Annotated in this window: 14 protein-coding genes; 5 read left to right on the top strand and 9 right to left on the bottom strand. The window is 69.8% G+C overall.

Annotation, left to right across the window (positions count from 1 at the left end; genetic code table 11):
- The first annotated feature begins 28 nt into the window (after positions 1-28).
- The 3 genes from CES90_RS16210 to ccsB are packed head-to-tail and all read left to right on the top strand — an operon-like array spanning position 29 to position 3,685.
- The gene (locus CES90_RS16210; RefSeq protein ID WP_189783416.1) at positions 29-787 is read left to right on the top strand and encodes a cytochrome c biogenesis CcdA family protein; all 759 of its coding nucleotides are present in this window, start codon (positions 29-31) and stop codon (positions 785-787) included.
- Between the two features lie 4 nt (positions 788-791).
- Positions 792-2,567 carry a cytochrome c biogenesis protein ResB gene (resB, locus tag CES90_RS16205; protein WP_189783306.1) on the top strand — a complete coding sequence of 592 codons (1,776 nt, stop codon included), beginning with the start codon at positions 792-794 and terminating at the stop codon, positions 2,565-2,567.
- Complete coding sequence (gene ccsB / locus CES90_RS16200) at positions 2,564-3,685, top strand: c-type cytochrome biogenesis protein CcsB (RefSeq protein WP_189783305.1); 1,122 nt, start codon at positions 2,564-2,566, stop codon at positions 3,683-3,685. Before resB ends, ccsB begins: the two co-directional genes overlap by 4 nt.
- A 300-nt stretch (positions 3,686-3,985) precedes the next feature.
- Here ccsB and CES90_RS16195 read toward each other — a convergent pair whose 3' ends face one another.
- From CES90_RS16195 to CES90_RS16190, 3 genes are all read right to left on the bottom strand, one after another.
- Positions 3,986-4,381, bottom strand: a complete 396-nt coding sequence (locus CES90_RS16195) for a peptidoglycan-binding domain-containing protein (protein WP_189783304.1) — start codon at positions 4,379-4,381, stop codon at positions 3,986-3,988.
- Between the two features lie 74 nt (positions 4,382-4,455).
- Complete coding sequence (locus CES90_RS49560; RefSeq protein WP_229913859.1) at positions 4,456-4,560, bottom strand: DUF397 domain-containing protein; 105 nt, start codon at positions 4,558-4,560, stop codon at positions 4,456-4,458.
- Positions 4,520-5,476 (bottom strand): helix-turn-helix domain-containing protein, encoded by a 957-nt coding sequence (locus tag CES90_RS16190; RefSeq protein ID WP_189783415.1) that lies wholly within the window; start codon positions 5,474-5,476, stop codon positions 4,520-4,522. Before CES90_RS16190 ends, CES90_RS49560 begins: the two co-directional genes overlap by 41 nt.
- Before the next feature lie 122 nt (positions 5,477-5,598).
- On the opposite strand from CES90_RS16190, the gene CES90_RS16185 reads away from it, so the two are divergent.
- On the top strand, positions 5,599-5,808 hold the full coding sequence (locus tag CES90_RS16185) for a hypothetical protein (protein ID WP_189783303.1): 210 nt from the start codon (positions 5,599-5,601) through the stop codon (positions 5,806-5,808).
- Positions 5,805-6,260, top strand: coding sequence for a DUF7848 domain-containing protein (locus tag CES90_RS16180; protein WP_189783302.1), 456 nt, complete (start codon positions 5,805-5,807; stop codon positions 6,258-6,260). The genes CES90_RS16185 and CES90_RS16180 overlap by 4 nt, the downstream gene beginning before the upstream one ends.
- An 11-nt stretch (positions 6,261-6,271) precedes the next feature.
- On the opposite strand, the gene CES90_RS16175 is transcribed toward CES90_RS16180, so the two are convergent.
- The 6 genes from CES90_RS16175 to CES90_RS16150 form a co-directional block, all read right to left on the bottom strand.
- Entirely contained in the window at positions 6,272-6,697 is a 426-nt protein-coding gene (locus tag CES90_RS16175; protein ID WP_189783301.1) for a GntR family transcriptional regulator, read from the bottom strand.
- A complete protein-coding gene (locus CES90_RS16170; protein WP_229913843.1) occupies positions 6,690-7,493 on the bottom strand; it encodes a hypothetical protein in 804 nt (267 codons plus the stop codon). Before CES90_RS16170 ends, CES90_RS16175 begins: the two co-directional genes overlap by 8 nt.
- 99 nt (positions 7,494-7,592) lie before the next feature.
- Positions 7,593-11,870: a tetratricopeptide repeat protein gene (locus CES90_RS16165; protein WP_189783299.1), complete on the bottom strand. Its 4,278-nt coding sequence runs from the start codon at positions 11,868-11,870 to the stop codon at positions 7,593-7,595.
- A gap of 107 nt (positions 11,871-11,977) precedes the next feature.
- A complete protein-coding gene (locus CES90_RS16160) occupies positions 11,978-12,946 on the bottom strand; it encodes an isopenicillin N synthase family dioxygenase (protein ID WP_229913842.1) in 969 nt (322 codons plus the stop codon).
- Positions 12,939-13,388 (bottom strand): nucleoside deaminase, encoded by a 450-nt coding sequence (locus CES90_RS16155; protein WP_189783297.1) that lies wholly within the window; start codon positions 13,386-13,388, stop codon positions 12,939-12,941. The genes CES90_RS16160 and CES90_RS16155 overlap by 8 nt, the downstream gene beginning before the upstream one ends.
- Positions 13,389-13,459: 71 nt before the next feature.
- Positions 13,460-13,633: a hypothetical protein gene (locus CES90_RS16150; protein ID WP_189783296.1), complete on the bottom strand. Its 174-nt coding sequence runs from the start codon at positions 13,631-13,633 to the stop codon at positions 13,460-13,462.
- Positions 13,634-15,143: the final 1,510 nt, after the last annotated feature.

Raw genomic sequence — 15,143 nt, 5'->3', positions numbered from 1 at the left:
CGCCGCCGCGTCGCTGACCCGCACCGACATGATCACCAGCGCCGCAGACCTCACCTCGACCGTCTCCAGCGGGGCCCTGCTCCTCGCCGTGCCGGTCGCCGTGCTCGGCGGGCTGGTCTCCTTCTTCTCGCCGTGCGTCCTGCCCCTCGTGCCCGGCTATCTGTCGTACGTCACGGGCGTCGGCGGCACCGATCTGGCCGACGCCCGGCGGGGGCGGATGGTCGCCGGGGCCGGGCTGTTCGTGCTCGGGTTCACCGTGGTGTTCGTCTCCAGCGGGGCGCTCTTCGGGTACTTCGGGACGACGCTGCTGGAGCACCAGAAGGTGCTGACCCGGGTGCTGGGCGTGCTCATGGTCGTCATGGGCCTGTTCTTCATGGGGCTGATGCCCTGGCTCACGCAGCGCGAGTTCCGCTTCCACACCAAGCCGGCCACCGGGCTCGTCGGCGCGCCGGTGCTCGGCGCGCTCTTCGGCATTGGCTGGGTGCCGTGCATCGGCCCGACCCTCGCCGCCGTGAACGCCCTTGCCCTCAGCGAGGCCAGTGCCGTTCGCGGCGCGCTGCTGATGGTGGCGTACTGTCTGGGGCTGGGCCTGCCCTTCGTGCTCGCCGCGGTGGCCTTCCGCAGGGCGCTCGGCGCCTTCGCCTGGGTCAAGCGGCACTACGCGTGGGTGCTGCGCATCGGCGGCGGCATGATGATCACCATCGGACTGCTGATGCTGACCGGCGCCTGGGACCGCATCGTGCAGGAGATGCAGGTCTGGTCCACCGGCTTCACCCCTGGGATCTGAGCCAATGACGACGACCGACTCCGGCAAGCGCGACGACAGCGAACTCGACGTCGTCGGCTCGAGGCTTTCCACCGCCCCGCAGGAGGACGCTCTCACCATGCCCCAGCTGGGGGTGATCGGCTGGGCCCGCTGGTTCTGGCGGCAGCTGACCTCCATGCGGGTCGCGCTGCTGCTGCTCTTCCTGTTGTCGCTCGCGGCGATCCCCGGATCGCTGATCCCGCAGAGCGGGCAGGACGAGACCCGGGTGGCCGACTTCATGGAGCGGCACGACACGCTGGGGCCGATCTACGAGAAGCTCGGGCTGTTCCACGTCTACAGCTCGGTGTGGTTCTCCGCGATCTACATCCTGCTGTTCATCTCGCTCATCGGCTGCATCGTGCCCCGCACCTGGCAGTTCGTCGGCCAGCTCCGCGGCCGCCCGCCGGGGGCGCCGAAGCGGCTGACGCGTATGCCCGCGTACGCGACCTGGCGCACGGAGGCCACTGCGGAGCAGGTCCGCGAGGTCGCGCTGAAGGCGCTGAAGCGGCGCCGGTTCCGCGCGCATGTCTCCGGGGACGCGGTGGCCGCCGAGAAGGGCTATCTGCGGGAGGCCGGCAACCTCGCCTTCCACCTCGCCCTGATCGTGATGCTCATCGCCTTCGCCTGGGGCCAGCTCTTCAAGTCCGAGGGGAACAAGCTGATCGTCGAGGGCGACGGCTTCTCCAACGTCCTGCCCCAGTACGACGACTTCAAGTCCGGCAACCTCTTCGCCGCCGACGACCTCAACCCGTTCAGCTTCGACCTCAAGAACTTCCGGGGCACGTACGAGACGACCGGCCCGAACAAGGGCACCCCGCGGATCTACGAGGCGACCGTCGACTACGCCGTCGGCGCGGACGGCGCGGAGAAGGCCACCAAGATCGAGGTCAACAAGCCGCTGGAGATCGAGGACTCCAAGGTCTATCTCGTCAGCCACGGCTACGCGCCCGTCATCACCATCAAGGACGGCAGGGGCAAGGTCGTCTTCGAGGACGCGGTGCCGTTGCTGCCGCTGGACGCCAATGTCACCTCCACCGGCGCGATCAAGGTGATGGACGGCTACCGCGACGGCAAGGGCAAGTGGGACCAGCTCGGTATCCAGGCGTTCTTCCTCCCGACGTACGGCGGCGAGGACTCCGCGGTCGTCTCGCAGTTCCCCGCGCTGCTGAACCCGCGGCTGAACCTCACGCCGTACCACGGTGATCTGCGGGTCAACGCAGGGCTGCCGCAGAGCGTGTACCAGCTCGACAAGTCGAAGCTGAAGGCGTTCCGGGACTCCAAGGGCGCGCAGGTGCGGGAGAACCTGGAGATCGGCGAGTCCATGACGCTGCCGAACGGGGCGGGCACCATCACGTTCAACGGGGTCAAGGAGTGGGCCGGCTTCCAGGTCACCCAGCAGCCCGGCAGCGGCTGGGCGCTCGCGGGGGCGATCACCGCGATCCTCGGTCTCGCCGGGTCCCTGTTCATCCAGCGGCGCCGGGTGTGGGTGCGGGCGGCCACCGGCCCCGATGGCGTCACCGTCGTCGAGATGGCGGGCCTCGGGCGCAGTGAGTCGGCGAAGGTGCCGGAGGAACTGGGCGACCTTGCTGCGGTGATCCATGACGAGGCTCCAACTGCTGCCGAGGCTGAGGTTGAGGTTGAGGTTGAGGGCGATGACGCTGACCGGCGCTCGCCGGGTGCCGCTGCGCCCACCAGGGCCGCCCCAGCGGCACGACTGCCCGCAGCTACGCAGGACTCCGAGACCGAAGGGGCTGAGAAGTGACTCTCGCCGCCGCTACCAACGAGAACCTCGCGAGTATCAGCAACACGCTGATCTACTCCGCGATGGCCGTCTACACCTTGGCCTTCTTCGCGTACATCACCGAGTGGCTCTTCGGTAGCCGCAGCAAGGTCGGGCGTACCGCTGCCGCGCTGACCGCCGACGCGAAGGGCGCCGGCAAGAAGGCGGACGCGCCCGCGGTGACCGTGAAGTCAGCCGGGGGCACCTCCGTGCTGGAGCGGCCGAAGGTGGTCGTGCGGGCCGCCGCCGGGGCTCGGGACGTGCCGGACGGGCCCGGGGCGCACGGCGGGGACGAGCAGGGCGACCTCTACGGCCGTATCGCCGTGTCCCTCACCGTGCTGGCCTTCGCCATCGAGTTCGGCGGTGTGCTCACGCGGGCGCTCTCGGTGCAGCGGGCGCCGTGGGGCAACATGTACGAGTTCAACATCACCTTCTCCACCGTGGCCGTCGGGGTGTACCTCGCGCTGCTCGCGCTGAAGAAGAACGTGCGCTGGCTGGGCCTGCCGCTGATCACCACGGTCCTCCTCGATCTCGGTCTCGCCGTCACTGTCTTGTACACCGCCAGCGACCAGTTGGTTCCCGCCCTCCACTCGTACTGGCTGTACATCCACGTCTCCACCGCGATCTTCTGCGGCGCCGTCTTCTACGTGGGCGCGGTCGGCACGATCCTGTACCTGTTCAAGGACTCCTACGAGAGCAAGCTCGCGAGCGGCGGCCGCCCCGGCCACTTCGCGACCTCCGTCATGGAGCGGCTCCCGTCCTCCGCGTCGCTCGACAAGTTCTCGTACCGCGTCAACGCCGCCGTCTTCCCGCTGTGGACGTTCACGATCATCGCGGGCGCGATCTGGGCGGGCGACGCGTGGGGCCGCTACTGGGGCTGGGACCCCAAGGAGACCTGGTCGTTCATCACCTGGGTGTTCTACGCCGCCTATCTGCACGCCCGCGCCACCGTCGGCTGGAAGGGCCGCAAGGCCGCGTACATCGCGATCGCCGCGTTCGTCTCCTGGCTGTGGAACTACTACGGCGTGAACATCCTCGTCACCGGCAAGCACTCCTACGCGGATGTGGGCCTGGCCGTACTGCAGTCCGTCGGAGTCTGAAGGTCCGCTTCCCGGTTCCCGCCTCCCGTACAACCTCCGTACACCGAAGGCCGATTTCCTTGTGACGTGCGTCACGGGAACCGGCCTTCGTCGTACGGACAGGGGGAGGACGTGGAGACGAACCAGGGGGACATCGGGAACCGGAGTGCCTTGCGCGCCCGGTCAAGCCGACCGGCAAGCAGGCACCGGAGCGCACCGGGTCGACCTGTCCGCCGGTGAAGGACGGCACCGTCCTCACGTCCAAGGCCATCACCGAGCGAGCGGTGGTGAACAAGGCGGGGCAGCTGCCGTGAGACACCGTCAACAGAAGGGAGCGTCTGGCGCGTTGGCCCAGAAGGAAAGGAACGACCAGGTCTGGGCTCCGATGCGCCCGTCGACGACGATGTCGGCACATTGCTGGAAGTCTTCTGTCGCTGACTGCGTGACCGGCCCGAAGTCTCCGTCCTCGTCCAGGCCGGCGTCTATGGCCTGATTGAGGTAGCACTGGGCTTGTTGGACGGCCGCTCCGGATGACCCGAGGCGAAGGCTCGGTCGGCTATCGGTGTAGTTGCATACGTCGTCCGGTCCCTGGGTTCCCTGGGTCACGAAGCTCACTGCGGCGGCCGTGGAAATGCCGTGCGATGCCACCGCGGTCGGTGCGCCCGCAAGGGAAATTGGAAGAGCTAGGGCCGCTGCGGCGATGAGCGTACGTCGCATCCTGATCACCTCCAGGGAGGGGGCACTTTCCTCATCGTGCGCTTCCCTCACCCGGGCTGCATCTCGAGGCCCACTCAAGCGCCGAACTGGGCGACGAACGACAGCCAGGCGGAACGGTTGATGACCAGTACCGGGCCGTCAGGGTTCTTGCTGTCGCGGACGGGGACGACGTTGGGGATAGCGGGGGCGATTTCGATGCAGTTGCCGCCGTTGTCCTCGCTGTAGCTGCTCTTGATCCAGATTGCCGCGCTCAGCTCGTTCCTGTGCATGATGCTCGTACCCCTTCATCACGTCGCTGATCAGAGCGGCGGACTCTCGGGCTGACGGGATGTCCGCCCTGAGCACATCATAGGTTCGGCTATAACGGGCGTAGAGCGTCGGATCGTTGTTGAGATAGCCATATTCCAGCGATTCGTGGTAGATCCACCGTTCGCCAGGTAGTTCGATCAGAGACATGGAGTGCCTGGGGCGCAGGAGCCCGTAGATGCTCGAAGGCACCACTTGAATACGGACGTTGGGCTGCTGTCCGACGCCTAGTAGGTGTGCGCACTGGTCACGCATGATCTCAGGGTTCCCCACGCCGTTCCGCAGGCAGCTCTCGTCCAGGACGGCGACGTACAACGGGCCGTCGTCGGACAGGAATCGAGGCTGGCGGCTCAGTCGGGCCCGGATGCGCTCCTCCAGTTCATCGCCCTTGGCGACCCGGGAGAACATCGCGCGGATGTAGGCAGGTGTCTGCAACAAGCCCGGGATGAACCGCTCTTGGTACTCCCGCAGGCTAACGGCCACCTTCTCCATCTCGACGCGGCGCTCGAACCAGTCGGGATGCTCGACTTCCGGATACCAGTCGATCTTCCTCCACATCCGGGTCAACACCCCACCCGTATCCAGAACTTCGTCGCACCGCTTCGCGAACTGCTCGCTCGGAACCCTCGTCCCCGCCTCGATCTTCGCCACCTGCGACCGATCGCACGGGATCTCCCTCGCCAGCGCCTCCTGCGTCAGCAGCGCCGCCTCGCGGTAGTGCCGTAGCACCTCCCCGAACAGCGCCGCGTTGGTGGCCCCGCCAACCCCTTCCGCATTCCGCCTGGTCACCACGTCCCCCTCGTTCCGCTCCGTGCCAAACACCCAATGCCACACGTCCCGCATTGATTGCGACCGTTCCCCTCGGCAACCCTGGATACACCCAGAGTTACGAGCAGGGCTGTGGAGTGCACGTGGAACCAGATGGACAGCTTGTCTATGACCCGCGGACGCGGCGGGTCGGCGAGTACCGGGGCAAGGTCGGGCCGTATGCGATGTTGCGTCCGGTGGGCGGTGGCCTGGAGTGGGAGGCGGATCCGGCGGTGCTGAGACCGGCGACGCAGGCGGAGCGGATCGGGGCGCAGGTGAAGGCGGCGAACCGGCGTGCGAAGAGGAGGATGTGACGTTGCGTCAACATGAGTCCCTGGGGCGGCCACCCGTTCCGGTACCGGGTTGTGAGGGCTGCGCCGCGTTGGCCGTACGACGGGACGAGGCCCGCGCCCGGTACGACCGCAGCGCGGAGACCGACGCGAACGTCCTGCTCAGGCAGCATCAGCGGCGCGACCACGCGCCCGGGGCCGCCCGGACCCGCCGCGTCTTCCGTTACGTGCCGTACGTCATCGCGCAGGACCAGTCGGCCGAGCCGGAGTACGAGGCGCGGTGTGTGTCCGGTGACGAGACGGAGTGCGGCGCGGAGTCGGGCGTACGGCATGACCCGGAGGTGGTGGAGGAGTGGCAGCGCAGGCACACCCAGGACACGGGGCACCTGCGCTACCGCCGCTCCTTCGGGGACTACGCGGTGTTCGAGGCCCAGGAGGAGGCGCCCTCCGGGTCCGGTGTCACGCCGCGGGGCTGAACGGGGGTTCCTCAGGGGGCAGGGCGTGTCACAGGGGCGGGCTCCGGGCCCAGTGCCTCCCGTACGGCGTCCAGAATGGCCTCGGTGTCGGCGCCCAGGGCGCGGGCGGCCGAGGTGAAGTCCCGGGCGAGGGTGGTGAGTTGGGTCGGGTCGGGGGATCCTGGGCGGAACGGGGGCGCCGCGACCCGGGTGCCCGCGCCGCGGCGGGTGCGGATCAGCTCGGCGGCCTCCAGTTCGCGGTAGGCGCGGGCGACGGTGCCCGGCGCCAGGACGAGGTCGGCGGCGAGCTGGCGTACGGTCGGCAGCCGGTCGCCCTCGACCAGCCGGCCGGAGACGATCAGCGCGGCGAGCTGCGCGCGGATCTGCTCGTACGGCGGTACCTGGCTGGTGGTGTCGACGCGTACGGCGGGCTCGGTGGAGTCAGCGGGGTCACTCATCGTCGAAGGCCTCGTCCTCGGCGTCCTCGGCTGCTTCGTCGTCGACCGCCCGGGGTGCCACCACGGTGACCAGGGACCAGACGACGGTGAACAGGTTCAGCAGGGCCAACGGGTAGAACACCCAGAAGGTAAGGGCGCCCAGCGCGCCGGCGCAGCCCGTATCCGTCAGCGAGACGGAGACCATCAGGACGGCGTACAGCTGCTGGCTCGACACCAGCAGGCCCCAGGCCCCGGTGACCGCCCACGCGCGGTCGCGGCGTTGCTGCTCCTCGCCCGGGCCGTGGGCGATGCGGCGCAGGGCCCAGAAACAGGTGGGGGTGGCGATGGCGAGCGCGCCGAACGTCGGGAGGCTGTAGTACAGGCCGGGCCAGGGGCCGAGGGTCTCGCGCATCCCGTTGCAGGTGGTGGCGACGACCTTCCCCGTGACGAATATACGGTCGGGGTCGACGGAGGCCGTGGCGGCCGTGATCACCAGCAGGACGACGAGAGAGACCCCCTGAAGGACGATCAGGGGGCCCATGCGCGGTGGCACATGGTCCCTGACCAGGCGTGGGGCGAGACTCGCGGTGCGTACCGCCTCCTGGGGGCGCAGGGTCAGGGCGTCGGCGAGCAGTACACCGGCCACCGCGCACAGGCCGAAGGCCGTGATGCAGAACACGACGCGCTGCTCGTACTCGACGTCCCCCAGCGTGGACAGTCCCTGTGCGACCACGAGGCCGATGGCCAGACCCGACCAGCGGGCGTAGTGGTCGGCGTGGTCGAGGAGCCGGTACTGGGGTGGGGCGGTGTCGAGCATGAGGAGATCCCCCCGGATCATCTTGTATCAAGCGGTGGGTACAAGATGCCGTGGGCCGGATCTTGTGTCAAACACTCGATACAAGCGCTACGGGCTGGGCTACCGGGTCGAGCCGGCGCGAATCCGGTCATACGTCCGCTCCGCGTCGTCGAGGTAGGCGGTGACCAGTCCAGGGGTCTGCTCGGCCAGGGCGCGCAGGAGGGCGAGAGCTTCGGAGATGTGCTTCAGGGTCCGTTTCTCGGCCGTCCCCGCCAGCCAGTCGGCTCGGGCCCGCGCGTACAACGAGACGGCGAGGCTCAGTCGGTGCGCGGTGGGATCCGCGGACGCCAGCCGACGGCTTCCGGCGACCGCCAGGTCGGTGGCCTGTGCGGCCTCCTCGTGCCGACCGGTCTCGGACAGACGCAGGCCGAGATGAGCCCGCACCCACACCGCATTGTGTTCGTAGAGCGTCGGCGCTGAATCCCGCGCGGCGAGTTGCTCACAGAGGCGCACGGCGTCACGGGTCACAGCGAGGGCCGCGTCGTGGTCGGCGGCGCCGGTGGCGAGATGGTGGCCGTACATGACCAGCTGATCCACCCGAGCGAACTGTGATCCCGCATCCGTCCCCAGGGGCAGTTCGACGGCCCTCGCCAGGAGAGGCAGGCCTAGATCCGGCCGCGCGGTCTGTGCGAGGTGCCGACCGAGCTCGGCCAGCGTCGAACTCCGCATCAGCTCTCGCGACGGGCCCGGCACGTCTTCGGGCAGTTCCGCGGCGATGTCAGCGGCCTTGCGCAGTATGTCCTCGGCCTCAAGACGCCCGTGGTAGTGCCGCTGGGTGCCGAGCGCGTACAGGACCCATACGTACAGGGAACGGCCGGTCGCGTCTGCCGGGGGGGAGTCGCCCCAGACCCCGGCCGCCTCTTCGGCGACCGGCAGTGCCTCGCCGTGGCGGCCCTCCTCGGTCAGGGCGCCTACCAGGGCCAACAGTGTCTGGACCAGTGCCGGCCGGTGCCGCGTGTCCTCGGCCGCCAGATCCCGATGGATGGGCAACGCCTCGGACAGCGGACCAGCCGCCTCGCCGTAACTTCCCCGACGGGCGAGGGTGATACCGAGCAGGGTCAGCTCCTCCGCGTAGCTCATCCGGTGGGCCGCGGGGTTCTGCCGTACCAGGTCCGCTCGGACCGTCAGTGTCTCCCGCAGAGCGGCCGGTAGCCCTTCGGTGCGCCCCAGCACGACGAGTAGCAGGTGACGGATGGACAGGGCTGTGACGATCAGGGGGGCGAAGGTCTTCGGTTCCTTGCGCATGAGTCCCCGGTAGATGTTCACCGACTCCTCGACGGTGTGCAGTGCGTCCTGCGACCTGCGCAGGCCCTCCAGACACACCGCCTTGTTCGTCAGTGCCGTGGCAAGCGTTCTGAGAGCGGTGTCGGCCGGGGGCGTCACCGTTGTGCGGCGGCTGATGTCGATGGCCTCGTCGAACGCCTCCAAGGCCTCGGCAAGGCGCCCGAGAGCCTTCAGCCGCAGGCCGAAGGTGTTCAACGCCGTGCTCAGCGCGTCGAGATGAGCCGGCCCTCTCTCGTCGGCCGGGGCCCGGTAGAGACCAACGGCCTCCCGGGCGGCCTCCAGTGCCTCGGCGTCGCGGCCCACGTGTGCCAACTCGTCGGCGAGGGTGTTCAGAGCCATGGCGAGATCTACCCGGTGTGCGCGGGGATTCCGCGCGGCGATGGGCCGGTACAGCTCCACGGACTCCTCGGCGGCCGCCAGGGCCTGAGGTGCCAGGCCCACGTTCTCCAACTTGCATGCGAGGGTGTTCAGGCTCATGGCCAACGGCTCGGCGTAGGCCGCCTGATCGCGTTGGGCGAGGCTCCGGTAGAGCTTGACGGCCTCCTCCGCCGCGGCCAGGGCCCGGTCGTGGTGTCCTGTCTCGTCCAGGCCGATGGCAAGGGAGTTCAGGCTGAGAGCCAGGTCGGGCCGGAAGGCGTCGGGGCGCTCGTGTGCCAGCTCGCGGCGGATGTCCACGGACTCCTCGACGCACCGCAGTGCCTGGGTGTGCCGACCGGCGCCGCGCAGACACGAGGACAGGGTGCCCAGGCTCATGGCCAGGCCGGCACGGCGGGCGTCCGGGCGGTCCTGTGCCAGAGTGCGGTACAGCTTGACGGCTGCGTCCGCCGCGTCGAGCGCCTGGTGCACGCGGCCGGTCTGCAACAGACGGATCGCCTCGTTGTTCAACGCGTCCGCCAGGTCGGGCCGAAAGGCATCGCCGTGCCGGTCGACGAGATGCCGACGTACCGCGATGACCTCCCGGTTCGCTGCCAGGGCCGCCGGAAGCCGTCCGAGTTCCCCCTCGGCGGTGGAGACGGCGTTGAGGGCGTGCGCCAGTTCGGGCAGGGAGGCTCCGCCGTCCCGTCGGCCGACCCGCCGGTAGAGCCGGACGGCTTGGTGGGCGGGGAACACCGCCGCCTCGCGTCGTCCCAAGTTGCCCAGTGCCACGGAGATGTTCACCAGACACGCGGCGAGCTGTACCTCGTAGGTACGCGGATCCTGGCGGGCGAGCGGTCTGAGCAGCCGCAGCCCTTCACGGGCCACCTCGTAGGCCTCCGCCCAGTCCCCCGCGTCTCCGAGCCGGCGGCACTGCGAGCGCAACCGCGCGGCCAGGTCGGGCAGACGCGCGGGATCCTTCGCGGCCAAGTCCCGGTGCAGCAGCACCAGGCGTCGCGACAGGCGCAGCGCGAGGTCCGCGAGCCGGTGGGTGGGGCGCGGGAGGAGTGCGGCCAGCTGGAGCAGTTCCGCGGGATGCGCGTCGGGGGCGTCGGCCAGCTGGTGCAGGGCTGCCATGAGTGGGTCCGGCCGTTCCACCTGGACGGCGACGTCGACGGTCGTCGCGGCCAGCGTGTCCGCGTGCCGGACGCACAGCCGCGTGAGGCCGGTGTCCAGACGGCCTCGGTGGGAGGGATGGCCGGCGGCGCGTGCGGCGACGGTCAGCAGGCGAGTGGCCTGGGCCCCGTCGGCGCCGTCCACCAGACGCTCGGCCAGCCCGGACACGCTGCTCAGGCATTCCCCGACGAAGAACTCGGCGAGCCGGTCCGGGTGGAGGCTCCCCCAGACCTGCGTCCGGTCGGGCGGCGGATAGAGCCGGGCGATCCAGCGGTTGAGTGAGTCGAGGGTGGCCGGGCTGTGATGCTCCAGACCAGGCACCCGGGCGAGGAGGGCGTGCGCCCGCTGCTGGTTGTGTGCGCCGCAGAGGAAGGCGGCGGCCAGCGCGGACTCGACGGCCTTGGCGTTGTCCCGCACGCCCGACGCTTCGCCGGCGGCCCGCCAGTAGACCCGTTCGTGGGTCAGCAGCCGCTCCTCCGCGGACCCGTTCGGGCGGTCCTCACCTGCGTCGGCCGCCTCGTCGTCATCCTCGTGGGTGGCCTCCGCGGCGGTGTCCAGCAGGTCGGCGAGGGCGGTCATCTGCAGAGTGAGCGCGTTCTCCATGCCCGGGCATGTCAACCGGTGCGCGGGCCGGGCCAGTACGCGTGCCGCCAGGGCCGTCCAGTCGCGGTCCTGCCCCGGCACCTGCGGAAGGGCGTCGGCCAGTGCCTCTACGGCCTCGCGGTAGGCGTCGCCGCGGTCGGCGGCGTGCTGCTCCAGCGGCGGCAGGCAGATGCCCGGCACCGCGTACAGATCCTCGATACGGGTCCGCTCCCGGAACTCCGGCCACCAGCCGTCGGCGGTCCGGGCCAGCAGCAACACCTTGAAGGGCGTCGTGTCGGGACTGCGCACGGCCGCGAGCAGCAGGGCGAGTAGCTGTTCCTGGCGTGCCTCCGCGTAGTCGACGACGACGAGCACGGGACCAGGCGGGCTGCTGAGCGCCGTCAGGTCGGTGACCGCGACGTGCCGGCCGAGCCAGAGGACGTTCCAGCGCTCCTTGGACAACTGGTCGGTGAAGTGGCGGGCGAGCCGGGTCTTGCCCTGCCCGCCCGGCCCGTACACCAGCTCCACGCCGAAGCCCGGCTGGGCACACCAGGCTGCCAGCTTCTCCAGCTCGTCGGCGCGGCTCCGGAACGGGACCACCGCACGATGCGGGTCCAGCAGGGCCGACGGGGACTGGGGCGGTCGGGTCCTGCCGACCAGATCGTCCCAGTCCCGCCACTTCTGTCGCAGGTCCGGACCCGGAGGGTGGACGATCACGTGGTTGCGGTCGCCGGTGACGACGGCGGTGGCGTTGCCGCCGACCGCCACGGCCCCGTCTCCGACCGCCCTCACTGCGCCCGCCACGGCCCTCACCCCGATGACCTGCGCGGTGGCGGGCCGCATGACCTGCGCGGTGGCGGGCCGCATGACCTGCGCGGTGGTGGGCCGCAACAGGTTCCGCCGCCACGCGGCCCACAGCCGGTTCCTCCACGACGCGGACATGCCTGCCGCACCTCCGTCGTCGCCGGTGACGACTTTCGTTCCCCCCGCCATACGGCCATCCTCCCCGGCCCGCATCCGGGCGTGGAGCGAAACAGCGAAGTTGCCGCTCACTCCACGGTGATCGAGTCCAGCTGCGCCCGTAGGTGGACGTGCGAGTCGATCGGTGGGTATGTCACTCGGCCGACCGGTGGGGGTACGGACTCCACGATCGTGCCCGGCGTGCACTCGCCGAAGTAGACCAGCGACATCAGCTCCTCCGACGGCTCGTCGGCCGGTGGCGGGAGCACCCGGTGGCGGCCCGAGTGCCAGCGGTCGCCGGTCCAACGGGCCATCAGATCACCGATGTTGATGGTGAAGGCCTCGGGGTCGTAGGGGGCGTCCTCCCAGCCGCCCTCGTCCGTGTACACCTGGAGTCCGCCCTTGCCGGCCTGGCGGTCGAGGATCGTGACCGTGCCGAAGTCGGTGTGCGGACCGATACGGAACTGGCCGGGGGCCGGGTCGCCGATGACCTCCGTACCCGGATACCAGTTGATGTTGAAGCCGTAGGTGGGATGGCTCATGTGGCGGGAGAAGAAGTCCGGTTCCAGGCCGAGGGCTTCGCCGAGGAGGGAGAGGAGTCGCTTCTCCAACTCGCCCATCAGCGCCAGGTACTCCTCGCAGAGCGGCTGGAGCTCCGGCACCTCGGACGGCCAGACGTTCGGCGCGTACCACTCGGCGTTCACGGCCGGGTCGTCGAACGGCTCGTGCGTCGCGAAGGTCAGCGACTCCTTGAGGTCGGGCGGGGTCTGCGTACCCTCCGAGTAGCCGTTCGCCTCGGCGCCCGGACCGAGCCAGCCGCGTCCGCCGACCTTCACCTCGTACGCCTGCTTGGCCGGGACGGGGAGGGTGAAGAAGGCACGGGCGGCCTCGCGGATACGGGTGCGCAGGGCCGGGTCGACGCCGTGGCCCGTGACCAGGAGGAACCCGGCGGTCTGGAGGGCCTCGTCGACGGTACGGGCGATGGCCCGCCTGGCCTCCGGGTCGCCGGACAGCCAGGGGCGCAGGTCGACGGTGGGGATACGGGGGTTGCTACTCACCAATGTCCTCGTTCCATAGGGCCGGGTGCTGCTCGATGAAGTCGCGCATCAGGGCCACGCACTCCGGGTCGTCAAGGAGCACGATCTCCACGCCGTGCTCCCCGAGCCAGTCGTGGCCGCCGTGGAAGGTCGTCGCCTCGCCGATCACCACCCGGGAGATGCCGAACTGCCGTACCAGGCCGGAGCAGTACCAGCACGGCGAGAGGGTCGTCACCATCGTCGTACCGCGATACGTCCGCTGCCGCCCCGCCGCGCGAAAGGCCGCCGTCTCGGCGTGCGTGGACGGGTCGCCGTCCTGGACCCTGCGGTTGTGCCCCCGCCCGAGCACGGTGCCGTCCGGGCCGTACAACGCGGCCCCGATGGGAATGCCGCCCTCGGCGAGCCCGGCCCGGGCCTCCTCGACGGCGGTGGCGAGCCATGTTCGTGCCTGTGCCTGATCCATGACCTGATTCATGCCCTGGTACATGGCCCTGATCCATGACCCCACTGCGCTGCCGGGGAAGCGGCGGCGCGTCAGGTGCTTCCGATGTCCTTCGCCTCCCGCTTCTCAGCGGCTCCCCGGCGCTTGACGCGCCGCCAGATGCCGGCTGCCCCGGCCACGATCCCCGCCGCCGCGAGTTGCGCCGGTAGCTCTGTGAGCAGGCCGTGTGCGAGGACCGACAGTACGTGATTGAGTTGGTCTTTCATCGGGGGACTCCTTGATTTCGCCGGGATCGTCGTCAGGCGAGCCGGGGACCGACGGATGGCCTGTCGAGACGACGTACTCAGCGTCGCGGCCGACCGCTTCCGCCTCTACTAGTCCAGGAAGTCCCGTGTACAAGTCCGGACAAGTACGGGGCCGTCAGCGCGTTGAGTGGACGAACCAGTGACGAGGAACAGGCCGGTGGGCAGGGCAAAGGCCGCCGGACGCGCCCATGGTCACGATTGAAGGGGCCCTCCGACGAGGCCAACGCTCTCGCCGTGCTGCTGAGGGAGTGGTTGGACGGCGCCGGTCTGCGACTGGACGACCTGATGGGGAAGCTGACACCCGACCACTTCGAGAACGCGACTGTCCCGGCCCGATCCACGGTCTCCGACCGTCTCGCCGGTGTGAACCTGCGCTGGGACTTCGTCGAGGCGGTCGCCGACGTCTGCTTCAGTGATCAGGCGGAGTGCAAGAGGCGTACGGGGGCGGCGCGTCCGCTCTTCGACGCGGCCGAGCGGGCCAAGCGGTCCGGATCGGCGCTACGCGCCGGGCAACAGCCTCGTCCGAAGGCGGCAACACCCTCGCGGGCTGTCGGCAGTCCGGCCGTTGCGGCCGAACTCATCCATGTGCAGCGGCAGTCACTGGCGATGTCGGACCAGCTGTTGCGGGCGTTGCAGCGGACGGCCGAGTTGGAGAAGGCACGTAACGACGCGAACCAGATGGTGCTGATTCTCCTCGCCCTCGTCGACAAACTGCAGCGGGACATCGCCACCCTGACCGCGTCGCAACGGAGCCGTGCGGCCGCCCGCACCGCCGGACGCGACGTCCTGGACGAGGTTCACGAGAAGCTGCGGCACAGCGAGACGCAACGTACCCAGGCGGAGGCTGAGCTGGCTCGTGCCCGCGCCGAGCGGGAGAAGGCGGACCGGCTGGCGGAACAGTCGGCCGAACAGGTGCGCCGACTCACCGAGGAACTCGCGCGGCTGCGTAGCGTCCATGCCGACCCCACCGCCGGACCGGAGGTGCCGGAGGCCGACCTGCCCGCCGTGTCTCCGATGACACCAGGCACCGTGCCGGACGACATCGACATCGCCCTGATGAAAGCCTCGCGGATCCTGGACAACGGCGCCGAGCGCCTGGAGCAGCTCGCGGAGGAACTGGAGGAACTGCGGGAAGAGCCGGACGGGTTGTCCGGCCCGGACAACCCGTTGACCGGCGACGACACTTCCGGGGGCGCGGCGGACAACTCGGGAGTCGGAGCGGGCGGCGGCATGCTCCCGCGCCCGGTCGACGATCCCGCTTCTCCTCCGGACAACACCGTCGCCGGGCAGACGTGGGCGCACGATCCGATCGTCGACCGGATCCGGGCAGTGGTGGACATGGGACTCCCGGTGGACCGGGGCTGGCTGCGACTGCTGGGCCGGGACGCCGAACCCGACCGCTTCGTGATGTCGCTGGGGTCACTGCGGGCTGCGGGAGCGATCGGCCCCGCCGTCGATGTCCTGTTCGAGG

It is taken from the genome of Streptomyces capitiformicae (assembly GCF_002214185.1).
GTDB classification, from domain to species: domain Bacteria; phylum Actinomycetota; class Actinomycetes; order Streptomycetales; family Streptomycetaceae; genus Streptomyces; species Streptomyces capitiformicae.
Note: the sequence above shows the minus strand (reverse complement) of the source record. Positions and strands in the feature narration are given on the sequence as shown.